This window comes from Chryseobacterium sp. IT-36CA2 (genome assembly GCF_949767875.1).
Taxonomy (GTDB): Bacteria; Bacteroidota; Bacteroidia; order Flavobacteriales; family Weeksellaceae; genus Chryseobacterium.
In genome coordinates this window covers 542,438-566,263 of the sequence record NZ_CATKPG010000021.1, presented here as the reverse complement: position 1 = coordinate 566,263, position 23,826 = coordinate 542,438, and the positions used below count along the sequence as shown (strand labels likewise).

At 36.4% G+C, this 23,826-nt stretch carries 25 protein-coding genes and 2 tRNA genes; 15 read left to right on the top strand and 12 right to left on the bottom strand.

What is annotated here, in order from left to right; all coding sequences use genetic code 11:
* Positions 1-15: 15 nt before the first annotated feature.
* Positions 16-1,203 carry a tRNA 2-thiouridine(34) synthase MnmA gene (mnmA, locus tag ACM6F9_RS14060; protein ID WP_414846287.1) on the bottom strand — a complete coding sequence of 396 codons (1,188 nt, stop codon included), beginning with the start codon at positions 1,201-1,203 and terminating at the stop codon, positions 16-18.
* A 192-nt stretch (positions 1,204-1,395) separates the two neighbouring features.
* On the opposite strand from mnmA, the gene ACM6F9_RS14055 reads away from it, so the two are divergent.
* Entirely contained in the window at positions 1,396-1,923 is a 528-nt protein-coding gene (locus ACM6F9_RS14055; RefSeq protein WP_414846286.1) for a hypothetical protein, read from the top strand.
* 95 nt (positions 1,924-2,018) lie between these two features.
* Here ACM6F9_RS14055 and ACM6F9_RS14050 read toward each other — a convergent pair whose 3' ends face one another.
* The gene (locus tag ACM6F9_RS14050; RefSeq protein WP_414846285.1) at positions 2,019-4,556 is read right to left on the bottom strand and encodes an ATP-dependent Clp protease ATP-binding subunit; all 2,538 of its coding nucleotides are present in this window, start codon (positions 4,554-4,556) and stop codon (positions 2,019-2,021) included.
* Between the two features lie 152 nt (positions 4,557-4,708).
* On the opposite strand from ACM6F9_RS14050, the gene ACM6F9_RS14045 reads away from it, so the two are divergent.
* From ACM6F9_RS14045 to ACM6F9_RS14030, 4 genes are read left to right on the top strand one after another with little or no spacing between them, the layout of a single operon-like run.
* Entirely contained in the window at positions 4,709-4,933 is a 225-nt protein-coding gene (locus tag ACM6F9_RS14045; RefSeq protein WP_414846284.1) for a uroporphyrinogen decarboxylase, read from the top strand.
* Positions 4,933-6,027, top strand: a complete 1,095-nt coding sequence (locus tag ACM6F9_RS14040) for a glycosyltransferase (RefSeq protein WP_414846283.1) — start codon at positions 4,933-4,935, stop codon at positions 6,025-6,027. The genes ACM6F9_RS14045 and ACM6F9_RS14040 overlap by 1 nt, the downstream gene beginning before the upstream one ends.
* A 48-nt stretch (positions 6,028-6,075) precedes the next feature.
* Entirely contained in the window at positions 6,076-6,495 is a 420-nt protein-coding gene (locus ACM6F9_RS14035; protein ID WP_089693246.1) for a SufE family protein, read from the top strand.
* Positions 6,496-6,497: 2 nt separating this feature from the next.
* Positions 6,498-7,469: a glycosyltransferase family 9 protein gene (locus ACM6F9_RS14030; RefSeq protein WP_414846282.1), complete on the top strand. Its 972-nt coding sequence runs from the start codon at positions 6,498-6,500 to the stop codon at positions 7,467-7,469.
* Here ACM6F9_RS14030 and ACM6F9_RS14025 read toward each other — a convergent pair.
* From ACM6F9_RS14025 to ACM6F9_RS14010, 4 genes are all read right to left on the bottom strand, one after another.
* Positions 7,459-8,580, bottom strand: a complete 1,122-nt coding sequence (locus tag ACM6F9_RS14025) for a hypothetical protein (RefSeq protein WP_414846281.1) — start codon at positions 8,578-8,580, stop codon at positions 7,459-7,461. The two genes, ACM6F9_RS14030 and ACM6F9_RS14025, sit on opposite strands and share 11 nt — an antisense overlap.
* 114 nt (positions 8,581-8,694) lie before the next feature.
* A tRNA-Val gene (locus ACM6F9_RS14020) sits at positions 8,695-8,769 on the bottom strand.
* A gap of 34 nt (positions 8,770-8,803) precedes the next feature.
* Positions 8,804-8,878, bottom strand: a tRNA-Val gene (locus ACM6F9_RS14015).
* A 42-nt stretch (positions 8,879-8,920) separates the two neighbouring features.
* Positions 8,921-10,165 (bottom strand): bifunctional folylpolyglutamate synthase/dihydrofolate synthase, encoded by a 1,245-nt coding sequence (locus ACM6F9_RS14010; protein ID WP_414846280.1) that lies wholly within the window; start codon positions 10,163-10,165, stop codon positions 8,921-8,923.
* Positions 10,166-10,353: 188 nt separating this feature from the next.
* On the opposite strand from ACM6F9_RS14010, the gene ACM6F9_RS14005 reads away from it, so the two are divergent.
* Genes ACM6F9_RS14005 through ACM6F9_RS13985 form a run of 5 tightly spaced genes read left to right on the top strand, consistent with a single transcriptional unit; the run spans position 10,354 to position 14,551 of the window.
* On the top strand, positions 10,354-11,676 hold the full coding sequence (locus tag ACM6F9_RS14005) for a TolC family protein (RefSeq protein WP_414846279.1): 1,323 nt from the start codon (positions 10,354-10,356) through the stop codon (positions 11,674-11,676).
* A 1-nt stretch (position 11,677) separates the two neighbouring features.
* A complete protein-coding gene (locus tag ACM6F9_RS14000) occupies positions 11,678-12,268 on the top strand; it encodes a SprT-like domain-containing protein (RefSeq protein WP_414846278.1) in 591 nt (196 codons plus the stop codon).
* A gap of 2 nt (positions 12,269-12,270) precedes the next feature.
* Entirely contained in the window at positions 12,271-13,353 is a 1,083-nt protein-coding gene (locus tag ACM6F9_RS13995) for a mannose-1-phosphate guanylyltransferase (protein ID WP_414846277.1), read from the top strand.
* Positions 13,354-13,386: 33 nt separating this feature from the next.
* Positions 13,387-14,049 (top strand): hypothetical protein, encoded by a 663-nt coding sequence (locus ACM6F9_RS13990; RefSeq protein ID WP_414846276.1) that lies wholly within the window; start codon positions 13,387-13,389, stop codon positions 14,047-14,049.
* Positions 14,018-14,551 (top strand): GNAT family N-acetyltransferase, encoded by a 534-nt coding sequence (locus tag ACM6F9_RS13985; protein WP_414846275.1) that lies wholly within the window; start codon positions 14,018-14,020, stop codon positions 14,549-14,551. Before ACM6F9_RS13990 ends, ACM6F9_RS13985 begins: the two co-directional genes overlap by 32 nt.
* A gap of 89 nt (positions 14,552-14,640) precedes the next feature.
* On the opposite strand, the gene bcp is transcribed toward ACM6F9_RS13985, so the two are convergent.
* Positions 14,641-15,090: a thioredoxin-dependent thiol peroxidase gene (gene bcp / locus ACM6F9_RS13980; protein WP_414846274.1), complete on the bottom strand. Its 450-nt coding sequence runs from the start codon at positions 15,088-15,090 to the stop codon at positions 14,641-14,643.
* Positions 15,091-15,123: 33 nt separating this feature from the next.
* On the opposite strand from bcp, the gene ACM6F9_RS13975 reads away from it, so the two are divergent.
* Positions 15,124-15,744, top strand: coding sequence for an endonuclease III domain-containing protein (locus tag ACM6F9_RS13975; RefSeq protein WP_414846273.1), 621 nt, complete (start codon positions 15,124-15,126; stop codon positions 15,742-15,744).
* Between the two features lie 200 nt (positions 15,745-15,944).
* Here ACM6F9_RS13975 and ACM6F9_RS13970 read toward each other — a convergent pair whose 3' ends face one another.
* Both ACM6F9_RS13970 and ACM6F9_RS13965 read right to left on the bottom strand, forming a co-directional pair.
* Positions 15,945-16,391 (bottom strand): DinB family protein, encoded by a 447-nt coding sequence (locus ACM6F9_RS13970; RefSeq protein ID WP_414846272.1) that lies wholly within the window; start codon positions 16,389-16,391, stop codon positions 15,945-15,947.
* A 76-nt stretch (positions 16,392-16,467) separates the two neighbouring features.
* Positions 16,468-18,264, bottom strand: a complete 1,797-nt coding sequence (locus ACM6F9_RS13965) for a DUF885 domain-containing protein (protein WP_414846271.1) — start codon at positions 18,262-18,264, stop codon at positions 16,468-16,470.
* A gap of 169 nt (positions 18,265-18,433) precedes the next feature.
* Here ACM6F9_RS13965 and ACM6F9_RS13960 point away from each other — a divergent pair, with 169 nt between their 5' ends.
* The 4 genes from ACM6F9_RS13960 to ACM6F9_RS13945 all read left to right on the top strand — a co-directional run bounded on the left by ACM6F9_RS13960 (position 18,434) and on the right by ACM6F9_RS13945 (position 21,110).
* Positions 18,434-18,895, top strand: a complete 462-nt coding sequence (locus ACM6F9_RS13960; protein WP_414846270.1) for a hypothetical protein — start codon at positions 18,434-18,436, stop codon at positions 18,893-18,895.
* A gap of 173 nt (positions 18,896-19,068) precedes the next feature.
* On the top strand, positions 19,069-19,773 hold the full coding sequence (locus tag ACM6F9_RS13955) for a MotA/TolQ/ExbB proton channel family protein (RefSeq protein WP_121486677.1): 705 nt from the start codon (positions 19,069-19,071) through the stop codon (positions 19,771-19,773).
* 12 nt (positions 19,774-19,785) lie between these two features.
* On the top strand, positions 19,786-20,184 hold the full coding sequence (locus ACM6F9_RS13950) for an ExbD/TolR family protein (protein ID WP_414846269.1): 399 nt from the start codon (positions 19,786-19,788) through the stop codon (positions 20,182-20,184).
* A 35-nt stretch (positions 20,185-20,219) separates the two neighbouring features.
* Positions 20,220-21,110 carry a ferric siderophore ABC transporter substrate-binding protein gene (locus ACM6F9_RS13945; protein ID WP_414846268.1) on the top strand — a complete coding sequence of 297 codons (891 nt, stop codon included), beginning with the start codon at positions 20,220-20,222 and terminating at the stop codon, positions 21,108-21,110.
* A 15-nt stretch (positions 21,111-21,125) separates the two neighbouring features.
* Here ACM6F9_RS13945 and ACM6F9_RS13940 read toward each other — a convergent pair whose 3' ends face one another.
* From ACM6F9_RS13940 to ACM6F9_RS13930, 3 genes are all read right to left on the bottom strand, one after another.
* The gene (locus ACM6F9_RS13940) at positions 21,126-21,518 is read right to left on the bottom strand and encodes a hypothetical protein (RefSeq protein ID WP_105700338.1); all 393 of its coding nucleotides are present in this window, start codon (positions 21,516-21,518) and stop codon (positions 21,126-21,128) included.
* Positions 21,519-21,586: 68 nt separating this feature from the next.
* Entirely contained in the window at positions 21,587-22,990 is a 1,404-nt protein-coding gene (locus ACM6F9_RS13935) for a nucleoside recognition domain-containing protein (RefSeq protein WP_414846267.1), read from the bottom strand.
* 291 nt (positions 22,991-23,281) lie between these two features.
* Positions 23,282-23,791: a DUF6973 domain-containing protein gene (locus tag ACM6F9_RS13930; protein WP_414846266.1), complete on the bottom strand. Its 510-nt coding sequence runs from the start codon at positions 23,789-23,791 to the stop codon at positions 23,282-23,284.
* Between the last annotated feature and the right edge of the window lie 35 nt (positions 23,792-23,826).

The window sequence follows — 23,826 nt, the reverse complement described above, 5'->3', positions numbered from 1 at the left end:
GTTTATTGCTATTTTTTAAGCAATTACTCCGCTGCCAATCAATTCATCATCAATATACCATGACGCAAACTGTCCTTCTGCAATCGCAGACTGAAGCTCATCAAATTCAACATACAAAGAATTTTCAAATTGATAAAGAGTTGCTTTCTGCAAAGATTGTCTGTATCTGAATCTGGCCAATACTTCCATAGATTCTCCATTCTGAAGTTTCATATCCTCACGTACCCAGTGAAGTTCAGAATTGTCTACTTTCAAGGCTTTTTTGTGAAGTCCCGGGAAGTGGCTTCCTTCGCCCACAAAAATGATATTGTTTTCCATGTCTCTGGAGACAATAAAGCAGCTTTCTTTATGGCCGCCTATCCCAAGACCTCTACTTTGTCCGATGGTAAAAAACTGGGCTCCCTGATGTTTCCCGATTACTTTTCCGTCAGCTTTTTTATAATTGATTTTTCTTGATAAAAACTCAAGTTCTTCTTCTTTTGATGAAAAATCAGGTTTTTCTTCCGAAAATAAAGGTGAATCTTTGAAAATTTCTACAATTTCACCTTCATTAGGTTTTAATTGTTGCTGTAAAAACTGTGGAAGGCTTACTTTTCCAATAAAACATAATCCCTGAGAATCTTTTTTGTCTGCCGTTACTAATCCGATTTCTTTCGCAATTTCTCTTACCTGAGGTTTTGTAAGTTCTCCAATAGGGAATAAAGCTTTAGAAAGCTGATCCTGGCTTAGCTGACAAAGGAAATAAGATTGGTCTTTATTATTGTCTTTCCCGGCCAGAAGATGAAAGATTTCTTTGCCATTTTCATCAAAAGTAGAATTTACCCTTGCATAATGTCCTGTAGCCACTTTATCAGCACCTAAAGACATTGCGGTCTTCATAAACACATCGAATTTTACTTCTCTGTTACACAAAACATCAGGGTTGGGAGTTCTTCCTTTTTGATATTCGTCAAACATATAATCAACAATACGTTCTTTGTAAAGTTCACTCATGTCTATCACCTGAAAAGGAATTCCAAGTTTTTGTGCCACCATAAGGGCATCATTACTGTCCTCAATCCAAGGACATTCATCTTCTAATGTCACGGAAGCATCGTTCCAGTTTCTCATAAATAAAGCCACTACTTCATGGCCTTGCTGCTGCAGCAAATAAGCTGTAACACTAGAATCTACACCTCCGGAGAGGCCTACTACTACTTTCATTGTATTTCAATTTTACGAAACTCTTAACGGGAGTTCTTAGTTTGATGCGGCAAAAATACGATTAATAAAGTCGTAAAAAAACCATAATTTTAAACATTGATAAAAACGATAGAATAACCAATCACATTTTTATCAGTCTCTCTGCAGATGGAAACAGATGAGAGTATACTTTAATACAAATAAATAGGACATATGAAAAAGTTTATTATTTCTATGATGCTGATAGGCTCAGGATCACTTTTTTCCCAGGTTTCAGTAGGTACACAGGTACAGGAAAACAGCAAATGGACGTTCGGAGGAGGCATCGGATTAGGATTTGGGAGTAACAGTTCATTTAATTTACAGGCTTCACCAAGAGTAGGTTACAAGCTTACGGAAGATCTTGAAGGCGGAGTTATAGGAAGTGTATCATGGCAGACTTCCAATTCTTATAAATCTACAATGTTCGGAGTAGGTCCGTTTTTGAATTACTATTTTGGCAGATCGTTTTATGTAGGGGCTAATTATCAGCATTTTTTCATCAATTATAAAGACAAATATTACGATTATAAATACAATACAGAAGAAAATGCACTGTATCTGGGAGGCGGATATATGCAGAGAATTGGAAATAATTCCTTTATGCAGCTGGGGCTGATGTACAATGTACTTTGGAAACAGAATTCCAGTGTGTTTACAAGCGGTCTGATCCCTAATATTGGTTTTGTAGTGGGACTTTAATTTTATCAATAGGAACGAGCTTTATCCAAAACATATAAAGAAACACCCCGGAAAATTTTCCAGGGTGTTTCTATTTAAATTAAATTATTTATTTCTTAAGATTGAGAAGATTTCTCAGCAGCAGATTTCTTTGCTTTCTGTGTTTTCCCAATCAATGCATCTTTTGCCTCATTTACGTCAAGAACTACGGTTTCTCCTTCATTCAATTGTTTGTTTACCAGCATTTCTGCCAATAAATCTTCAATATATTTCTGGATTGCACGTTTCAATGGTCTTGCACCGAAATCTTTATCCCATCCTTTTTCAGAAATAAAGTCTTTCGCTTCTTCAGTAAGATCCACTTTATATCCTAATTTTTCAAGTCTGCCATAAAGCTTATTCAGTTCAATATCAATGATTTTCTTGATATCATCCTGTACAAGAGAGTTGAAGATTACAATATCATCAATTCTGTTCAGGAATTCTGGAGCAAATGCTTTTTTAAGTGCACTTTCAATGGTACTTCTTGCTCTGGTATCTGAGCTGGTCTTCTTAGCAGAAGTTCCAAATCCTACACCATCTCCAAAGTCTTTAAGATCTCTTGTTCCAATGTTTGAAGTAAGAATAATGATGGTATTTCTGAAATCAATCTTTCTTCCTAAACTATCTGTAACGTGTCCTTCATCCAAAATCTGCAACAGAATATTGAATACATCAGGGTGAGCCTTTTCAATCTCATCCAAAAGAACCACTGCATAAGGCTTTCTTCTTACTGCTTCTGTCAGCTGACCACCTTCTTCATATCCTACATATCCTGGAGGCGCACCAACCAATCTTGAAACAGCGAATTTTTCCATGTATTCACTCATGTCAATTCTGATCAGCGATTCATCGGATTCAAAAAGCTCTCTTGCCATTACTTTCGCCAATTCGGTTTTACCAACCCCGGTTGTTCCAAGGAAAATAAAGGTACCGATCGGACGGTTAGGATCTTTAAGACCTGCTCTGTTTCTTTGAATAGCTTTCACAACTTTCTTCACAGCCTCTTCCTGACCAATCACTTTTCCGTTCAGTTTCTCATCCATTTGGGCCAGTTTGTCAAGCTCGTTCTTACCAACTTTCGTTACCGGAACACCGCTCATCATAGAAACCACTTCCGCTACATTTTCTTCTGTTACGGTTTCTTTTTTCTCTTTTACATCTTTATCCCATTTTTCCTGAGCAGCATTCAGTTCCATCTGAAGACGTTCTTCTTCATCTTTAAGCTTTCTTGCTTCAAGGTAGTCCTGAGCTTTTACAGCTTTCTGTTTCAGTTCTTTGATATCTTCGATTTTCTTTTCAAAATCAATGATTTCTGTAGGAACTTTCATATTTTTGATGTAAACACGGGATCCTGCTTCATCCATCGCATCAATAGCTTTGTCTGGTAGGAAACGGTCTGTAATATATCTTGATGTCAAATTGACACAAGCCAGAATAGCTTCCGGAGTATATATTACATTATGATGTTCTTCATATTTGTCTTTGATTTGATTCAAGATCTGAACAGTTTCATCAATAGAAGTAGGTTCCACCATTACTTTCTGGAATCTTCTTTCTAAAGCCCCGTCTTTTTCAATATATTGACGGTACTCATCAAGAGTAGTTGCTCCGATGCATTGAATTTCACCCCTTGCCAAAGCAGGTTTGAACATGTTGGAAGCATCTAAACTTCCTGTAGAGCTTCCAGCTCCTACAATCGTATGAAGCTCATCAATAAATAAGATGACATCTCTGTTTTTCTCCAGCTCTGTCATAATCGCCTTCATTCTTTCTTCAAACTGACCACGGTACTTAGTTCCGGCAACTAAACTTGCCAAATCTAGAGTGATCACACGTTTTCCGTAAAGAACTCTTGACACTTTTTTCTGTTGAATTCTTAATGCAAGACCTTCAGCAATAGCAGATTTACCAACCCCAGGCTCCCCAATAAGAAGAGGGTTGTTTTTCTTTCTACGTGATAAAATCTGAGATACTCTCTCAATTTCTTTTTCACGTCCGATCACTGGGTCTAGTTTTCCATCTCTAGCCAAAGAAGTAAGGTCTCTACCAAAGTTATCCAATGTAGGAGTTTTACTTTTCGCAGAACCTAGATTTCCTGCAGGCTTTCTCATTTGCTCAAATTCTTCTCTCTCATCATCATCATCGTAAGCACTCATCTGAGGAGACTGGCCTGAATTTTTAAGCATAGTCTGGTATTCTCTTGAAACTCCTTCATAGTCGATGTCATAAGCTCCCAGAATATTTGAAGTAGGATCCTCATATTTATAAAGAATACCTAAAAGCAGGTGAACGGTATTAATTTCATTGCTTTTATATTGACGGCATTCTAACTCTGCACGTTTAATGGCATGGTCTGCCATCTTGGTGAAAGAAATATTGGTAACCTCTTCAGAAATAGGATTAAGACTTGCTGTATTTAAAGTTTCAATTTTTCTTCTGATTTGTGTTAAATCCGCATTAAGGTTTTGAAGGATTTCTTTTGCAGAGTTTTCCGTTTTTATAATACCTAAAAGTAGATGTTCTGTATTAAGAAATTCACTTTTCAGCCTTTTAGCTTCGCTTTTGCTTTGTTTGAACACCTGGCTCAAACCTTGTGAAAACTTATAATCCATAATATATCTCATTAGAACAAAGGCAACATTACCTTTTATTCATTATCTAAATTACAAATATTTTACCAAAAATCAATTAATGACTTTATGGCAGTAAAAAATTTTATTATCTTATTGAAAATGATTAAGTTTGTTATCCTTAAAAATGTCTCATGAGCCCTGAAATTACTACTTACATCGGATATTCCGCCTCAGTTTTTATCGTGCTGAGTTTCATACTGAAAGATGTAAGAAAAATTAGAATTGTCAACATGATTGGCTGTTTTTGTTTTGTCATTTATGGTTTTTTTAGCGGGCCTTTATGGCCGGTTATTATTCCAAACGGGCTGATTTGTTTCATTCAGATCTATCATTTAATACTTGGTAAGAAAGATTGATGAAGAAAAAAATAATAGTATCTGCCTTTAGTAATCTGTATACCGATCAGCGGATTGAAAAGGTATGCAAAACCCTTTTTGATAACGGATATCCTATAGAACTGATCGGAAACGACTGGGATGGAAATGAGAAAATGGATCGTCCTTATCCTTTTTCCAGAATAGGATTGAAATCTAAAAGCTTAAAAACTGCTTACTTTGAGTTCAACTGGAAATTATACAAAGAACTGAAGAAAAAAGCGGACAAAGATACTATCCTTCATGCCAATGACATCGATGCACTTCTGCCAAATTATCTCATTGCCAAAAAATTGAATATTCCTTTGGTGTTTGACAGCCATGAAATTTTCACGGAAATGCCCTCGGTACAAAACAGGTTTTCGCAGAAATTTTGGAGAGTACTGGAGAGAAATTTAGTTCCTCATGTGAAATTCATGATGACGGAGAGTGAAAGTTATGCAGAGTGGTTCCATGAAAAATACAATGTGAACCCAATCGTTGTAAGAAATATCCCGAGAAAAATACTTTCTGTTCCTGAAATTCCGAGCAATGAGCCTAAGATTATTCTGTATCAGGGAGCAATCAATCAATCCCGAGGGATTGAGAAAATGATTGTTGCCATGCACCATATTAAAGATGCTGTTTTGAAAATTGCAGGTGACGGGCCGAAGAAAAAAGAATACGAAGAGCTTGTTATTCATGAAAAATTACAGGATAAAATTTTTTTCCTGGGTAAACTGAAGCCGGAAAATCTTAGAGAAATTACCAAAACAGCTGATGTAGGGTTTAGTCTTGAAGAAAATAACGGAGTGAGTTATTATTATTCTCTTCCTAATAAAGTTTGTGACTATATTCAGAGCAGAGTTCCGCTGGTCATGATTAATTTTCCTGAAATGCAGCGCATACGAAATCAGTTCAATGTGGGAGAAATTATCACCAATCATAATCCTGAAACAATTGAGAAAGCAATTAATATTGTTCTTGAAAGAGGAAGATTGCATTATCAGAGTGAACTGAATAAGGCTGCAGATGTATTTTGCTGGGAGAATGAGGAAACAAAAATCCTACAGCTTTTTGAAAAAGCATCTCATTAATAAATTTTACAAAAATGGTTATCTTTGCACAAAGAAATTTGATTTAAAATGACCATTAAAGAAAAACAGCAGGAAATAATCGAGGAATTCGCTTTTCTTGAAGACTGGGAGCAAAAGTATGAGTACATCATTGATCTTGGAAAAGAACTGAAAGGCTTACCGGAAGAAAGAAAAACCGAAGAAAATTTGATTAAAGGCTGCCAGAGTAAAGTTTGGATTGATGCTGAATTTAAAGATGGAAAGCTTTTCTTTAATGCTGATTCTGATGGTATTTTGCCGAAAGGTATCGTATCTCTTTTAGTAAGTATTTATAGTGGGCATTCCACTCAGGAAATTCTGGATTCTGATTTCGATTTTATTGCAGAAATAGGATTACAGGAATTTCTCTCTCCGTCCAGAGCCAACGGATTGATGGCGATGACGAAGCAGATCAAGTTTTATGCAGTTGCTTATCAACTGAAATCGTAATTGTGACCAGAATTTTAGCATATCGTTTTTCCGCATTCGGAGATGTTGCGATGACGGTACCTGTCTTCAGAGAATTTCTGGAGCAGAACCCCGGTGTGGAAATTATTATGGTTTCCAGGAAAAATTTTGAAGCTCTGTTTGCCGGAATTCCACATGTAACCTTTAAAGGAATTGATCTGGATGATTATAAAGGTCTGTTTGGATTAAGTAAACTGAGTAATGAACTGATTAAAGAGTTCCGTCCGGACTGTGTCGCAAATCTTCACGATGTAATCCGAACCAAAATTTTAGACAGAATATACCGAAGAAAAGGACTTAAGGTTTTCAAAATAGATAAAGGAAAAGAGGAAAAAGAACATCTTACAGACGTTTGGAATCTGGAAAAAGAACAACTTAAAAAAACGGTAGAACGTTACGCGGATGTCTTTCGAAAAATGGGATTCAAAGTAGAGCTTTCGCACACCTTAAGACCTCTTTCTGAGAATAAATCAGGAATTGGTTTTGCTCCTTTTGCTCAGCATAAAGGGAAAATGCTTCCTTTAGAAAAATCTTATGAATTAGTGAAAATTTTGGCTAAGAAACATACTATATATTTCTTTGGAGGAGGTAAAAAAGAAAAAGAAACTCTTGAAAGGTGGGAACATGAAATTCCTAATACAAAAAACCTTGCAGGAACATTAAATCTTACAGAAGAACTTAATCATATTGCAGAGTTGGAGTTGATGATTTCCATGGATTCTGCCAATATGCACCTGGCGAGTCTTGTAGGAACGAGATGTATTTCTATTTGGGGAGCTACCCATCCTTATGCCGGATTTTTAGGATTTGGTCAGAGTGAAGAAGATGTTGTTCAGGTGAAAGATCTTAGCTGCAGGCCATGTTCTGTTTTTGGAGATAAAGAATGTTATCGAGGTGATTGGGCTTGTCTTGAAGAATTTAATATTCAAGGCGTTATAGATAGGGTTAATTCTTAAAAAGAACCTTTATTATTTCTTCGGCTTTAGTTTTATCCGAGTGCGTATGATCCAGAATATTCTTTCTGTTTTCGGCATCTTCGTAATCTTTTTCTGCTGAGGTGATAATGTGTTGGCGGATTTCGTTCATATCGGCTCCATACAGGCATAAATTTTTCAAAACAGGATCGTCTGTGATATTTCCATTGATAATAACAAAACGGCTGTTGTAAAGGGTGTTAAATAGCTTCACTTTTGTGCCTGAATTCTGATAAGATATCAAAATATTACCTTGAGCATTTTCCAGAAGATCATGAAGCTTTTCTGTAGTTTGAATAGGAGTGAGGCTAATGTTCTCAACTTCAGAAATTTTTCTTTTAATATCTTCGCTGGCACGGTCGGAAGCGACCACTAATTTGTATTGTGGAAGAGTTTTAAATAGATCAATAGTCTCGTTCAGTGCTCTTTTGTTGTCAGCAGTCGTAAGATCTCCGTGAAAGAGAAAATAATTTCCTTTTTTATCCAGTTGCTTTACTGATCCGTTACCATGAAAAATGTGAATCAATTGCGCATTTCCTGAATACGTTTCTACTTCTTTATATTCCTTTTCAGACAGACAGAAAACGGTTTCAAATTTCTTTAACAGTTTTTTCTGATATTCGGTGTACTTTAAAGATTCAATCTTGTAAATAACCTTTTTGAATATATTCTTTTCTGACAAAGAGAGCCCTTTATAATACTCTGTTTCGTTATTGTGGTAACGAAGATAGAGCTTTTGGTCATTGTCTCTCAGAAACCGGATAATAGAGGTTGTCTGTAAGCCTTCAAACAAAATAGGAGCCTTTATCTTTTCGAGATTTTTAACAAGAGTTTCAGAATCTCTGATGGCTGCAGCGAAAGGTGTTCCTGAAAAATAAAGTAGTGGATTCTTTTTCTTTTCATAAAAAAAAACATTTTCCGTAATCTCTTTTACCTCCGGATCAATATTTTCAGGAATCTGATCTATAAAACAATGAAGCTGAATTTTTATTCCCAAGTCAGATAAAGCCTTAATTTTATAATACACATCAATAATACCACCGTAAGAAGGAGGGTAGGGGTAATTGAATGATATGATATGGAGCTGCTTCACGTAGGAAAATTCAAATGAAAGCAAAGGTAGATAAATATAAGGAAACGTGGAGGAGAAGCTATAAATTACTTAAGGATAAAATAAAAAAATCTCCCAGTTTCCTGAGAGATTTTGTGGGCCCTGAGGGATTCGAACCCCCGACCCTCTGGGTGTAAACCAGATGCTCTGAACCAACTGAGCTAAGAGCCCTGAAATTTTTTGAAAGGCTTCAGTATCCTTTTTGTGGGCCCTGAGGGATTCGAACCCCCGACCCTCTGGGTGTAAACCAGATGCTCTGAACCAACTGAGCTAAGAGCCCCTACAACTTGTTTCCTCGTTTAGAGTGGTGCAAATATACGACTTATTCGGAAATCTCCAAATTTTTTTCTAAAAAATCTCCCACTACAAAGTTGCTTCCGCCGATAAAAATCATTTCTTCGTTTGTACATCGTTCTTTTGCAGCCAGATACGCTTCCTGTACAGAATCAAAAATTTTATAAAAAATTTTCGCTCCCTGAAGCAGATTTTCATAATCTTCCGGGTATCTTCCCCTGTTGACGGATGGTTTTGCAAAATAAAACTCAGAATTTTCAGGAAGTACATTCATTACTTCATCTATTTTTTTGTCATTTACAAATCCCAAAATGACATGCTTGTGGCGGTTAATCGAATTTAATTGTGAAAAAACATACTCCAAACCTGCCTGATTGTGCCCCGTATCACAAATTGTAAGTGGATTTTGTGAAAACTCAAACCAGCGGCCAATAAATCCGGTATTCTGATGAACATGGAGTAATCCATTTTCAAGGGCTTCATCGGAAATAGGTACTTTCAGTTTTTTTAACTCTTCAATTGCAGCCAATACCACCCGGATATTTTTCTTCTGATAATTTCCTTTCAGATCAGATTCAAGGTTTGTATTAATAAGAGTAGCATCTATAAACGGAGCATTTTCTTTAATTGCTTTCTCAATGATGATATTTTTGACCGTTTCATTCTCGTCTCCGGAAATAATTGGGATATCTTGCTTAATAATTCCTGCTTTCTCTGTTGCTATTTCTTCAATAGTGTCTCCCAGAATATTCTGGTGATCCAACTGAACATTCGTAATCGCAGAAATCAAAGGTTTAATAATATTTGTTGAGTCCAGTCTTCCTCCCAATCCGACTTCAATAATAGCAAAATCTACCTGCTGCTGATAGAAATATTCAAAAGCCATGATCGTAGTAAACTCAAAGAAAGAAGGGCGTATGTCTTCGGGAATAGTTTTCAATTTTTGAATAAAATCAAAGACAAACTCTTTATTACAGTTTTTTCCGTCGACTTTAATACGCTCTGTGAAGTCTATAAGATGTGGAGAATTGTATAATCCGGTTTTATATCCAGCTTCCTGAAGTACGGACGCCAGCATATTGCTTGAAGAACCCTTTCCGTTGGTACCTCCAATGTGGATGCATTTGATCTTATCCTGAGGATTTCCAAAGAAAGCACAAAGCTTTGTAATATTGTCTAATCCTGGTTTATAAGCCTTCTGACCATCTATCTGGTAGTTGGGCATCTGTACGAAAAGCCAGTCGATAGCTTCCTGATATTGTTCGTTTGTCATGATACAAAATTCTCAAAAGTTTTTTTAAAATAAAATATAATTTTTCAATCTGTAACTTTTTTATATTTAATTCGTCTAATATTGAAAAATCTTAATATAGAATTGCTCTCATTTGCAAGTACAAATACTGATGAAGATGACGCGATTCTATATTACATACCATTAAAAAACAAATAAACATATACAATATGAAAAAAGTTTGGATCATCGTTTTTGGATTAGGTTATCTGGGTTTAAGTGCTCAGAAGAAATGGTCCTTAAAAGAATGTGTAAGCTATGCAGTGGAGCATAATCTTCAGGTTATCCAAAATCAGTATAACAAACAAAATCAAGAATACAATCTTAAAGCAGCCAAAAAAGAATATTTGCCTTCCGTAACTGGGAATGTTACGAGTGGGGTGAGTTTCGGACAAGGGTCATTAGGAGCAGGAAGTTATAGAAACGATAGATTCAATAACAGTGTGGGGCTGGGCGCCGATATGTTGGTCTATAATAATGGGAGATTGGAGAAGAGTGTAAGGAAGGCTCAGTTTGATGTAGAAGCAAGCCAATATGATATTGAAACCATTAAAAATGATATTTCTCTTCAGATTGCTCAACAGTATCTGACTACTTTGTTGAATAAAGAGATTGTAAAAATTTCTCAAAGTGCAGTAGGAAATGCTCAGAAACAGTACGACAGAGCTAAAATTACAACACAAGTTGGAACAACTGCCCAGACGGTTCTGGCAGAGGCAGAAGCAGCGTTGGCAAGAGAAAAACAAAATCTTAAAACAGCAGAAGTAAATGTTGGGCGTGCTTTGTTTGCCATTGCTCAGCTTTTACAACTGTCAGATTATAAAGGTTTTGATGTGGAAGATGTAAATGTTCCGGAAAAGCTTGATTTACAACTTACGACCGCAGATGAAGTGCTTGCAACTGCGTATGAGACACAACCCCAGATAAAAGCCGCGGAAAGCCGGATAAGATCTGCCGAAGCACAAACTGAGGTAAGCAAAACAGCATTCTGGCCAACATTAACAGCCAGTGCTGGTCTTAACACGTTCTACAATAAACAATTTAATGTTTTGCCAGGTGTTGTGCAGGGAACTTTTTTTGAACAATATAAAGATCAGTTTGGACAAAATGTAGGTTTATCACTTAATGTACCTATCTTCAATAAAGGGAAAACAAAATTACAGGTAGAACAGTCCAAATTAAACGAAAGTCTTGCTAAAAATACGTTGGAACAGCAAAAACAGACTGTAAGACAGAATGTTCAGAAAGCTCAGTTTGATGCAGATGCCAATTATGAAAATTATCGGGCTGCTGTAGAAGCAGAAAAAAGCTCTAAACTGGCTCTTGATTTTGCTGACAAAAGCTTTGCTGCAGGAAGAACAACCATTTATGACGTCAATGTGGCAAGAAATAATTATGCAAATGCACAGGGATCAGTAGCGCAGGCAAAATATAATTATCTTTTTAGTCTTAAACTATTGAATTTCTATGCAGGAATTCCATTAAGTTTGTAAAATGCCAATCAAATCTTTAGAAAAATATTTACCTCAAAATACTCTTGAATATTTAAGAATCTGGTTTTCAGATTACTATATACATATAAAAGTTACAAGAAACAGGAATTCAAAACTGGGAGATTATAGAAAGCTTCCAGACAATTCTCATGAAATAACGGTAAACTCTACGCTTACTCCACAGCTTTTCTTCTTTGTGCTGACCCATGAGCTGGCACATCTGATTGCATTTGAAAAATATGGACGAAGAATCTCACCTCATGGCAATGAATGGAAAGAAACGTTCAGAAATATGCTCATGGAAAGTCTTGAAATTTATGATGAAGAGCTAAAACCTATCATTATAAAGTTTTCAAAATCACCTAAAGCTAATTTTATGGCCAGCCCTGATCTGGTAAGATATTTTCATACTGAAAAACAAGATGATACTCTTCACTTTATTGAAGAACTTCAGAAAGGTGAGTTTTTTATGTACCGTAACGAAAAGTATTTATTAGAAGGTTTGGTTAAAAAAAACTATCTTTGTAAGAACCTAGCTACTGGAAGAAAGTATTCTTTCAAGCCTCTAGCAAGGGTAGAAAAATGTAGCTAAGAATGTTAAAGTCAGATAGATACTGCGTTATAATGGCAGGAGGAATCGGAAGCCGGTTCTGGCCGATGAGCACACAGAAATTTCCCAAACAATTTCAGGATATTTTAGGGACCGGACGTACCATGATTCAGCAGACATATGACAGAATCAGCAAGGTAATTCCTAAGGAGCAGATATTCGTGATTACGAATAAAGAGTATGTAGCTCTTTCCCATCAGCAACTTCCGGAGATTCCTGAGGAAAACATTGTAGGTGAACCGCTTATGAAGAATACTGCGGCTTGTAATCTGTATATGGCCAACAAGATTGCTGAGATCAATCCGGATGCAACAATGATTGTCCTTCCGGCGGATCATCTGATCCTTAAAGAGAATGTCTTTTTGGAAAAAGTGGAGCTGGCATTTGAGGTAGCCTCAAAACATGACTACCTGGTGACGTTAGGGATTACCCCAACAAGACCTGATACAGGCTACGGATATATTCAGTTTGTAGAAAAGAAAGGCTCTGAATATTTTAAAGTGAAAACATTCACAGAAAAACCTATTTTGGAGATTGCCCAAAGTTTCCTTGAAAGTGGTGATTTCCTCTGGAATGCAGGGATTTTTGTATGGAATGTGAAGAGCATTCACCATGCTTTTGATCTTTATCTTCCGGAGATGATGCAACACTTTATGGCTTGCGAATACAATTCGGAAAAAGAAAACAGCTGTATTGAAACCATTTATCCGAAAGTTCAGAAAATTTCTATTGATAACGGGATTTTAGAAAAAGCAAAGAATGTATATGTAATTCCATCAGACTTAGGGTGGAGTGATCTTGGTACCTGGACGTCTGTCTATGAAAATACTGAAAAAGATAAAAACGGAAATGCTGTAAAACTAAAGCATCTGCTTTCTTATAATTCAAAAGGAAATATTATCCGCTTAAGAAATAATAACAAGGCTGTAATCATTGATGGGCTTGAAAATTACATTGTTGTAGACACAGATAAAGCTCTTCTTATATGTCCGAGGGATAACGACCAGCTTATTAAGGATTATGTCCTTGACTTAAAAAACTTTAAGAAAGGAGAAAAGTTTATGTAATATTTGGTACATTTTCTGCTGATTTTTAAAATTATGATTAAAACTGCAACCCGATTTACACTTCTTATATTTTTACTTTTGGGAATCTTAGGATATTCTCAGGAGAAGAAAAAATTTTCAAACATTCCCAATATTTTACAGCAAATCAACCCAGGCAATAAGGTAGATTCATGGGTATTGGTATACAACAGTTATGGAAAAGGGCAAGAAATAAAGATTTCGGGGAAGGTAGATTATACCCCTCAGTTTTCAGGATTCAATCTTTTTCCTAACGAAGACAGCTTTTACTACATCGCTTATTCGGAAGGAGGTAAAGTGAACTACGTTACTGATGTTGAAGGGCTTAAAAAGTTTATTGACCGAATTGATAATGCTCAGGAAGCTGCTGTAATGATGGCTGCTGAAGGTTATATGGTAGATGAGGAGTTCAAGGATCTTGCTGGGAACTATCATGAAGATAAATCGAATTATTATCTTGACCTTGGAAAGCTGACTTCAAAGGAGTGTCCTTACCAAAAAACACATTATACCGTGACTGTCAATAAATCGACAGGAACTGTAAGCAATGTAAAGGACAATGGAACCTATATTGAGCTTTACAATAAAAAATGTGCTAATAACCCGAGACTTTTAAAAATCGAAAAAAAAGAAGAACCAAAGAAAGATGAGCTCAAAAAAACACCCAAGCGCAAGTAATACCTATGAGACTGAACGATTAATCCTTCGTCCAATGTCCCGTGAAGACAAAGATTTTGTCTTTGAACTTTATAACAGGCCAAAATTTATTCAACATATTGGCAATCGAAATGTTAACTCCATTGAAGATGCTGAAAATTATATCCTAAACAGGTTCGCTCCCCAAATTGAAAGACTGGGATTTGGAAACTATCTTTTAGTGACCAAAGAGGGAAATGAAAAAGTAGGAGCAGTAGGAATATTCGAAAGAGAAGGACTTGATATCGTAGACATAGGATATTCTCTGTTGGAGGAGTTTGAAGGAAAAGGGTATGCTTTTGAAGCTGCTCAGAAGGTTAAATCTATTGGGATGGATGATTTTGGGTTAACAAAAATATCTGCTATCATTTCAAAAGATAATATTTCTTCCCAAAAACTGATTGAAAAACTAGGATTAAGGTTTAAAAAACATGTAACACTTCCTGGCGAAACCGAAGAGTTAAACTATTACGAAACCGAATAAATAACAATAAAAAAACACTTTCACAAATAACATATAGATTTTAAATCGTGTTATTTGTGAAAGCATTTGTGATATTTTTTCAAAAAGAATTAACCTTCCAGGATCTGCTCAGCAGCAGTCTTTGATGTTACTTTTTCAATCACTCTTGTACAAACACCATTTTCATCAAAAATAAAAGTGGTTCTTACAATTCCCATATAGGTTTTTCCAAAGGTTTTTTTCTCCTGCCATACCCCGAATTTTTCAATAATATCACGGTTTTCGTCCGCGATAAGATCATAAGGGAAAGCAAATTTGCTATGGAAGTTTTTCTGTTTTTTTACAGTATCACCACTTACACCCAGTAATTGAAATCCCGCTTTTTTAAGCTTAGTATAATTATCACTCAGGTTGCAGGCTTCCACTGTACAGGTTGGCGTATTGGCTTGTGGGTAAAAGAAAACCACCAGTTTTTTTCCAATTAATTTTGATGAAGTTACTGTTTCTCCATCTTGATTGAATCCTTCAAATTCAGGTAATTTATCTCCAACTTTCAGCATAATGATTTAATTTTGTTCAAATTTAAGGCATACATGACAAAAAAACAAAGAGCTGAGCTCGTTCAGATAGAACTGGATAAATTATATCCCACTACACCCATTCCGTTGGATCACACCGATCCCTATACATTAATGGTAGCTGTAGCCCTTTCTGCGCAGACTACAGATAAAAAAGTAAACCAGGTTACTCCCGATCTTTTTGCTGTAGCAGGAACGCCGCAAAGAATGGCCAAGTTGGAAGAATTTGAAATCAAAGAACTGATCAAAGAAATAGGACTGTCTAATACGAAGGCCAAAAATCTGAAAAGAATGGCAGAACTTCTTTTAGAAAGGCACAACGGTATTGTCCCCCAGACTTATGAAGAATTGGAAGCTCTTCCGGGAGTAGGACATAAGACTGCTTCAGTAGTGATGAGCCAGGGATTCGGATTTCAGGCATTTCCTGTGGACACCCACATTCATCGTCTGATGACACAGTGGAAACTTACCTCCGGAAAGAATGTAGTGGAAACAGAACGTGATGCAAAGAATTTATTTCCGGAAGAAGTATGGAATAAGCTTCACCTGCAGATCATTTTCTATGGAAGAGAATATTCTCCGGCGAGAGGAAAAGGAGAGAAGGACTTTATTACGAAAATGATGTTTAAGAAATAATTCAGTTATTTTAGCGCTATGTATGCTAAGGTTTTATGAAAATACATTGAAATACCCCGCAAAGGCACTTCGTTCAGCAAAGGCAATATTTTCCTAACTGAGTGAAACGCCCTTGCGAGCTAAAAATAAAACGCAACAATTACTATGTGATCGTTGCGTTTTTTTATATGTATAGATTATTCTAAGATTGCTAATGGAAATTAAATATCCAACAACCTTCTGTGATAATTAATCTGTCCTAAATGATAATCCAGATGAGCAACCAGATGAATCAAGAAGTAATCTGTGGTCATTTTGCTTTCAAAAACAACCAGAGGATATTCTTTTTTAAGATCATCTTCAGACAATTGCGGCAGAACAGAATCTATCATAGCAATTGTAGCTTCCACCTTTTCAATAAGATCAGCTCTTGAAATATCTTTTAGTGAAAATTCCAGCTCACGGTGTCTGATGTAACCTGTATTTCCAAGCTGTGCTCCTATAAAATGATTGATGTTTCCGATTAAATGAAGACAAAGATTGCCCGCAGAATTAGCGATACTTTTATCAATTATCCAAAGATTTTCTTCATTTTGATAGGCTTCTATCTCTGTTTTTAATTTATTTAAATCCCTGTTGAAAAGAGATCTTATACTTTCTGTGATCATATCAATTTTGTTTATTTAGAAGGATGAAATAAAAAAGGGTACTTTATTAATCGGTACCCTTTTTATTACTATAATTTTATTTTTGTTTTTTCGCCCAAAGCTCCATTTTTCTGTTCAGAACATCCAAAGGAAGACATCCCTGGCTCAATACTTCATCGTGGAAGCTTGCCAGATTGAATTTGTTGCCAAGTTCTTTCTGATATTTTTCTCTCAGCTCACGGATTCTTAAAGATCCTATTTTGTAGCCTAAAGCCTGTCCCGGCATTGCCATATATCTTTCTACTTCCGCAGTGGCAGATCCTTCGTCGTAAGAAATATTGCTTAGGAAATATTTGATGGCTTCTTCACGTGATATTTTTCCGGTATGAAGACCTGTGTCTACTACCAATCTTACTGCTCTTAGCATCTGGTCGCTCAGATATCCCATTTTCTGATAAGGATCTGTATATAAACCGAACTCAGGGCCTAATGTCTCACAATAATGGGCCCATCCTTCTCCATACGCTCCAAACCATCCGAATCTCATGAATTTAGGAAGTTTAGTATTTTCCTGTTGCAGAGAAACCTGATAATGATGCCCAGGAATTGCTTCATGAAGGAAAAGAGACTCCATTCCTGAAGTAACATTGAATTTGGTAGGGTCAGGAAGGGGAACATAAAATATACCCGCTCTTTTACTATCCGGAGTTCCCGGAATGTACTCTGCACTGGCACTTGCTTCTCTGAATTTCTCCGTTTGTCTGATCTCAAACTTTGTTTTTGGCGTTACATTGAACATAGTCTTCAGTTTCGGAGTGATTTTCGTTAAAATACCATTGAATGCATTCAAAACCTCTTTAGAAGTCTTATAAGGCATTGCTTTGGGATCCGTTTTTACAAAAGTGATAAACTCTTCCAATGTTCCGGAGAAGCCTACCTGCTGCTTTACTTTTTCCATCTCTGCACGAAGCATAGCCACCTGTTGTAATCCGATTTTATTGATTTCTTCGGGAGATTTCTTAGTGGTTGTCCAGCTTTTTACATAATAACTGTAAATTTCATTTCCATTAGGAAGGCTGTTATACCCGTCTGTATCTCTTGCTTTTGGAAGATAATCCTTTTCAAGAAAAGCGCCCATTTTAGTATAGGCAGGAATAATTTTCTTTGTAATCGCGTCCTTATAAAGTGCTGAAAATTTATCTTTCTGATCCTGGGTGAAGTTTTTCGGGAAGTTTCTGATAGGTCCGTAGAAAATATTTTTTTCCATATCAGCTGTTGTGATTTCTTCCGCTTTCATCTGAGGAATCATTTTGATTACCAGTTTTTTAGGAAGTACTACTTTATTGTTAATCCCTTCCCGGAAGTTATCTGCTGCTGCATTCATCCATTCCGGGAACTTTTCCATTCTTTTCAGCCAGTCGCTGTAATCTTTTTCCGTTTTAAAAGGCTGGCTGCCCTGTCCGCTTCCATACAGCGGAAAAGTAAGCGGAAGACCACCGAATTGGGTAAAAGGAATATATTCCGGATGATAGGCATAGGCTTCAATTTTATCTTTTAAAGTATAATCCAGTACATCATATACCACTTTATCTTCATCAGAAAGAGTTTTGTAATCTACATGCTCCAGCTGCTTCTGTACAGAATTGTAAAAAGCTATTTCTCCTGAAATAAAATCCTTGTCAATATTGATAGGAAGCTGGTCGTTGTACCTTGTATCTCCCTGAGAAGTAGCGTCTAAAGGGTATAGTTTAAGGTATTGCTCATAATAGTTGGAAGCAATAGAATCCAGGTTGCTGGGAGTCACTTTCGTAAGAGGAGAGTCCGATTTTTTGCACGAAGCAAGACCAATCATCAATCCTAACCCGAGAATACTCTTCGATAAAATATTTTTCATTTTCAGAATCTTTATGAAAACAAAAGTAAGTATTATTGGGATATTCAGTATTATTGTATAAGCCGATTTTAAAAAATTATTTTCAAAATCCTTTCAACTTTGAATCAATTTTTTATCTTTGTCTAAAACGTTTAACAATCATATTATTACAGTTCTTTTTTAAGAAAAAATGAAAGGGATTTTAAAAATTTACCATCCGGAGGAGACGCTAAAATACAATATCAGAAATACTTATTGTAAGGCAGTTTACAGCAACCAGCAACATTTTTTAGAGGTTGAGGTTATTACGGATGACAGTTTGGATCACGTAGACGATGATTCACTACAGTACAACTTTCCACAGCTTTCACTTGAAGTGTTCGATTTCCCTATCGAGTCTACGGAAATTGAAGGAAAATTAATCAAAATCAATGATTCTGATGAAGAAACTTACACAGAAGTAGATCTTTTCGATGATGAAGAGGCCTATATCTATGACAATGAGCTTCTTTTTGAAAGAAATGAAGAAGGGGAGCTTCAGGTCATCTGGAAAGGGACCATTGATGATTTCTATACCGGATCAGATACACCGATCCCCTTTAGATTAAAATGCGAATTTAAGCAAGATGATATTGAGGTAGGGGAAGACTAAGAGAAGCTTCTGCCTTTTTAACTGTAAATTTCTTTTCAAGATTATTTTTGGAAAGAAATTTGCTATTTATAAAATTGTAACAAATTTTAAGTTGTTTTTAAGCAATTTTTAAGAGTTCAATTCACAATATTCTACTACATTTGTCGTTGAAAATTTAATAAAATTCACATTTAATGCTGTTAACGGAACTTTCTCAGATTTTATTTGCACAAATCGCTACACCCGCAGTTGCTACAGACAATTTAGAATTTTCCTTTTGGAAGATCATGTTCCACGGAGGAGCTTTCGCTAAAATAGTGATGGTCACCGTATTGCTGTTGGGAGTATTTTCTCTATATCTGTTTTTTGAAAGATTTTTCTTTATCAAAAGACTCACTTCAAAAACAGATTCCAACTTTATGAATAATATCGAAGACTTTATCAAAGCTGGAAAAATAGAGGCAGCAGCAGATTACTGCAAAACACAGAACTCTCCGGAAGGAAGAATTTTAGAAAAAGGAATTTCAAGATTGGGACGTCCTGTGTCTGATATTGTAAGTGCTATGGAATCACAAGCTCAGGTAGAGGTTGCCAATATGGAGAAAAACCTGAACCTTTTGGCCGTAGTACCCAGTATTGCACCAATGTTAGGACTTTTAGGAACGGTAATAGGGATGATTATCGCTTTCTTCAACTTATCCCATGCCACAGGATCTTTCTCTCCGAAAACACTTTCGGAAGGTATTTATACCGCTTTGGGACAGACCGCTGTAGGTTTGGCAGTAGCAATTCCTGCTAACTTCTGTTACAACATCCTTTTGACAAGGATTGATAAATTTGTACTGAAGGCGCAGAATATGTCAGGAGAATTTTTAGACCTTATCAACAAACCTTTATAAATCTTTCTTACGATGAAAATTCAAAGAAGAAATAAAGCAAACCCGGAATTCAGTTTAGCAGCGATGACAGACGTTATCCTGTTGATGCTGATTTTCTTTATGATCACCTCTTCAGCAGCCAATCAAAGTGCTATTGATGTGAATCTGCCGAAAGCCGGAGCTGTTGACGACAATATACCTAATCCTGTGACAGTAAGCATCAAGCCGGATGGATCATTCTTTGTAGATGATAATCCTGTAAATAAAGGAGAACTGGAGAAGACTATTGTAGATAAATTGGCCAGCCAGACCAATCAATCATTCACAATTAGAGCAGACGAAAATACATTACATAAAGATGTTGTTTTTGTCATGGAAATTGCTGAGAAACATAAATTTAACATTGCTATTGCAACCGTTAAAGATAAATAACAAATCCGGGTTCCCGGAAAGAATTACTTTTTAAGATGAGAAGCTATACAGCAAACAAAAACGAAGAAAACAAAGATAGGATAAAGAGCGCTCTGCTTTCTATTCTTATTTGGGCTGCTATTCTGCTTTTTGTTTTTTTGTATAAATTAAAACCTGAGCTGGATAAAGATCCTGAAGTGGTTACTACAATGCTGGTCAACTTTGGGGACAACAGAAATGGGAAAGGAATTGAAGAACCTGCTGAACAGCCGGGAAGTCTTGCAGCAGCAACAGAAGAAGTAACTCCTGAGCCTGCTGAAACCCCTGTTCCGGAAACAAAAACTGTTGTAAAACCAGAACCGGCACCTACTCCGGAACCAAAGAAAGTAGAAGTTAAGGAGAAGGTTATCACAGGAAAAAACTCAAAAGCAACCGTTCCTAAAAAGGAAGAATCAAAAAAAGCTGAGAAAAAAGAAGCGACCAGTACAACAGCTTCAAAAAATGCGAGGAAATCAGGAGCTACCACCGCCAACTCAAAAACAGGAAATGGAGACGGAAAAGGAAATGCTGCGATCGGAAACCTGATCAAAGGAAGAGGAACAAAGGCCGGAAGCCAGGGAACTGGTGATGGCATCGGAAATGCAGGAGATCCTTTAGGCGGAGACGGAAATGGTGACAGCAAAGTAGGAATAGACAGAAAGCTGATTGGGTATATCCCCGGAACGATGGGAAGAGGAGGAGCACAGCCCTCTCACAGCTGTACAGCAAGTGGGTCAATTACCGTTGCCTATACTGTAGATAAAGCTGGAAATGTGGTGTCTGCAAGAAGGTCAGGAGGTGTTTCAGATCCTTGTGTATCTTCTACATCAGTAGCCTGGGTTAAGAAATATGTAAAGGCAGAGAAAGCCAGCACATCTTCTACCGGAACTTATAAAATTACATTCTAAAAATACAAAAGCACTTTATTCAAGTGCTTTTTTTAATTCATTTATTCTGTTGATAATGGGAAGTGCAAAAATTCCGCTGGTCTGAAGATACAGCTCATAGAATGTTTTTGCTTTATCCTGAAAATCTTTGTTTTGATCATGTCTGCTGTTGAAGTAGAAAAGATTTCCAAGCATTTCATAATAATCCTTGTGGTCTCTTTCTTGTCTTTCGTTAACAATAGCAATCATTTCTTCCTTCGTTTTAGAAGATACTTCTGTAAAACTCATCTTGAAAATATCTCTCATCAAAGTATCAAAATCCAATTCTTTCTGCATTAAACTTTCTTCAGGTTTGTCCAGAATCAGTTTTTCCAATGCCTGGGTTAATTGACGGATGAGTCTTAGGGTGAATTCTTTATCTGTAATCATAATGGATTTAAGGTTTTGAGTTTAATGTTTAAAGTTAATAGCATCTGATTGAATCAACAACTGTTTTATTAAGCAAAGAACAAATATGCCAACGCAATGGCAGTAATAACACCTACTAAATCGGCCAGAAGCATGGCAATTACCGTATATCTTGTATTCTTAACGGCTACGGCACCAAAATAGACTGCGATCACGTAGAACGTCGTATCTGAACTCCCCTGAAGTACGGCTGCCAATTTCCCTTGAAAACTATCAGCTCCAAATGTTGACATTGTATCCACCATCATTCCTCTTGCTCCGGAACCGGATAAAGGTTTGATTAATGCTGTCGGAAGTCCGTCCACAAATCTTGGATCCATATTGGCGACGTTGGCTACCCATTTCATTCCATCAATGATGACATCAAAAACACCAGAAGTTCTTAATAATGAGATAGCAATCAACATTCCAACCAGATAAGGAATAATCTTAACGCAGGTAGTGAAACCTTCTTTTGCTCCTTCAATAAAGGCATCAAAAACGTTGATTTTTTTATAAACGGCTCCCAATACAATTGCAAGGAAAATAAATAGGATTAAACCATTACTTAATACTTTACTGAAGTCATCCAGTTCATCTTTACTCAATTGCACAAGGTATACTACCAATAATGCTATTACTGCTGAAATTCCACCTACATAAGCAATAACTACCGGACGGAGAAGATTGATTTTCTGATATAAAGAAACAATAATCATAGCTGCCAGTGTAGCCGCAAAAGTAGCAATCATACAAGGCAGAAAAATATCGGTAGGCGTTTTGGAGCCCATAGATGCCCTAATAGCAATAATGGAAACGGGGATCAACGTCATTCCTCCGGCATGAAGACACAGAAACATGATCTGTGAATTACTGGCGGTATCTTTATTAGGATTTAAGGATTGCAGGCTTTCCATAGCTTTTAAACCAAAAGGAGTAGCGGCATTGTCCAATCCCAAGAGATTGGCACTGAAATTCATCAACATATGCCCGAAAGCGGGATGGTTTTTAGGAATATCAGGAAACAACTTAGAGAAAAACGGTTGGATCAAACGGCTTAAAAGATTGATTCCTCCTGCTTTTTCTGCAATACTCATGAATCCCATAAATAAAGTCATGATCCCGATAAGGCCAAGACATATCTTCACTGCAGTTTCAGAGGTGCCGATAACTCCATCGGCCTCCTGAACACGGTAAACGTTTACATTCTGTTTTAAAGAATCGGTTTTATAATGAATTCTGCTGTCTGCAAAATCATTTTTTTTCATCAGGCTGTCTTTTACAATAGGAGAGAGGCTGTTCATAGGCTGAGATGCAATCTTCACCGTATCACCGCCTTTTCCCACTACCATATCATTGAAAATGGTTTTGTAGTTACCTGACGAAACATATTTTATACTGGCAATGGCAATGGCAATGATAATGAAAGCCGACCAAATTCTGCTGAGAACCATCTGATTGATTTAATTGTTTAAACTTATCAAAAATACTTTAAACCACAAAAATAACTAAAGTCTTTTGTTATTCTGTGTGAAAGAGAACTAATGACGGCTGCTGATTTTAAATGTATTTTAACGCAATGTTCGCAAAGTTTATAATAAACGGAAAATGATTTTTCTCGTTAGCACTAAGCAACGAGAATTTCAATAACGGAACATTGCTGAATGAAATGCCTTTGCGGAAGAAACTATGCTTTAAGTTTTTAAATTTTCCTTGCGATCTTTCGCGTTTAAAATAAAAATAATTTACTCTTCCAGGTAAACAAGATGTCCTTCAAAATCATCATTCAGGTTTCTCAGAACTTTGGCTTCATCCATTTTTTTGATTAACGCATCTACAAAGAAGCTTTTTTCAAAAAACTGACGGTGAATTCCAGGGAGAATTTCCATGAAATAATCCATTCCGATTTTATTGTTATGAAGATCCATTTTAGTTTCCAGAGGTTCGTTAGGGAACAGTTCTTCATGCATGTCTGTTATTCTTTTGCAGAAATCAAACGCCTTTTTCGGAGAAGAAATTTTGCAGCAGTACATCATAATAAAACAGCACCATAGTGCATGTCTGAAAGCATTTCCAATTCCGTTAGTAGAAGCTGTCTTAGGGAATTTTTTCTGAGCTATGGTAAATGCTTTTACCGTTGCATGGAAACTCATCAGGGCAAAAAGAGGATGGGGAAGAACAAGTGATAAAAGACGCATAATCTTTTTAAAACTCATACTTCTGATGGTATTGAAAAATATCTTAAAAGTCCTCATAAATAAAAATCTCTCCCCAATTAGAGAGAGATTGT

What these genes read in the sequence shown, in the direction of transcription:
- ACM6F9_RS13985 (WP_414846275.1), top strand. Translation starts at nt 14,018, where the DNA reads ATGAGCTCAAAAAAACACCCAAGCGCAAGTAATACCTATGAGACTGAA.
- ACM6F9_RS13970 (WP_414846272.1), bottom strand. Translation starts at nt 16,391, where the DNA reads ATGATCACAGAAAGTATAAGATCTCTTTTCAACAGGGATTTAAATAAA.
- ACM6F9_RS13940 (WP_105700338.1), bottom strand. Translation starts at nt 21,518, where the DNA reads ATGATTACAGATAAAGAATTCACCCTAAGACTCATCCGTCAATTAACC.
- bcp (WP_414846274.1), bottom strand. Translation starts at nt 15,090, where the DNA reads ATGCTGAAAGTTGGAGATAAATTACCTGAATTTGAAGGATTCAATCAA.
- ACM6F9_RS14005 (WP_414846279.1), top strand. Translation starts at nt 10,354, where the DNA reads ATGAAAAAAGTTTGGATCATCGTTTTTGGATTAGGTTATCTGGGTTTA.
- ACM6F9_RS13930 (WP_414846266.1), bottom strand. Translation starts at nt 23,791, where the DNA reads ATGAGGACTTTTAAGATATTTTTCAATACCATCAGAAGTATGAGTTTT.
- ACM6F9_RS13935 (WP_414846267.1), bottom strand. Translation starts at nt 22,990, where the DNA reads ATGGTTCTCAGCAGAATTTGGTCGGCTTTCATTATCATTGCCATTGCC.
- ACM6F9_RS14055 (WP_414846286.1), top strand. Translation starts at nt 1,396, where the DNA reads ATGAAAAAGTTTATTATTTCTATGATGCTGATAGGCTCAGGATCACTT.
- ACM6F9_RS13945 (WP_414846268.1), top strand. Translation starts at nt 20,220, where the DNA reads ATGAGAAGCTATACAGCAAACAAAAACGAAGAAAACAAAGATAGGATA.
- ACM6F9_RS14035 (WP_089693246.1), top strand. Translation starts at nt 6,076, where the DNA reads ATGACCATTAAAGAAAAACAGCAGGAAATAATCGAGGAATTCGCTTTT.
- ACM6F9_RS13950 (WP_414846269.1), top strand. Translation starts at nt 19,786, where the DNA reads ATGAAAATTCAAAGAAGAAATAAAGCAAACCCGGAATTCAGTTTAGCA.
- ACM6F9_RS13990 (WP_414846276.1), top strand. Translation starts at nt 13,387, where the DNA reads ATGATTAAAACTGCAACCCGATTTACACTTCTTATATTTTTACTTTTG.
- ACM6F9_RS13965 (WP_414846271.1), bottom strand. Translation starts at nt 18,264, where the DNA reads ATGAAAAATATTTTATCGAAGAGTATTCTCGGGTTAGGATTGATGATT.
- ACM6F9_RS14000 (WP_414846278.1), top strand. Translation starts at nt 11,678, where the DNA reads ATGCCAATCAAATCTTTAGAAAAATATTTACCTCAAAATACTCTTGAA.
- ACM6F9_RS13975 (WP_414846273.1), top strand. Translation starts at nt 15,124, where the DNA reads ATGACAAAAAAACAAAGAGCTGAGCTCGTTCAGATAGAACTGGATAAA.
- mnmA (WP_414846287.1), bottom strand. Translation starts at nt 1,203, where the DNA reads ATGAAAGTAGTAGTAGGCCTCTCCGGAGGTGTAGATTCTAGTGTTACA.
- ACM6F9_RS13960 (WP_414846270.1), top strand. Translation starts at nt 18,434, where the DNA reads ATGAAAGGGATTTTAAAAATTTACCATCCGGAGGAGACGCTAAAATAC.
- ACM6F9_RS14010 (WP_414846280.1), bottom strand. Translation starts at nt 10,165, where the DNA reads ATGACAAACGAACAATATCAGGAAGCTATCGACTGGCTTTTCGTACAG.
- ACM6F9_RS14050 (WP_414846285.1), bottom strand. Translation starts at nt 4,556, where the DNA reads ATGGATTATAAGTTTTCACAAGGTTTGAGCCAGGTGTTCAAACAAAGC.
- ACM6F9_RS14045 (WP_414846284.1), top strand. Translation starts at nt 4,709, where the DNA reads ATGAGCCCTGAAATTACTACTTACATCGGATATTCCGCCTCAGTTTTT.
- ACM6F9_RS13995 (WP_414846277.1), top strand. Translation starts at nt 12,271, where the DNA reads ATGTTAAAGTCAGATAGATACTGCGTTATAATGGCAGGAGGAATCGGA.
- ACM6F9_RS13955 (WP_121486677.1), top strand. Translation starts at nt 19,069, where the DNA reads ATGCTGTTAACGGAACTTTCTCAGATTTTATTTGCACAAATCGCTACA.
- ACM6F9_RS14040 (WP_414846283.1), top strand. Translation starts at nt 4,933, where the DNA reads ATGAAGAAAAAAATAATAGTATCTGCCTTTAGTAATCTGTATACCGAT.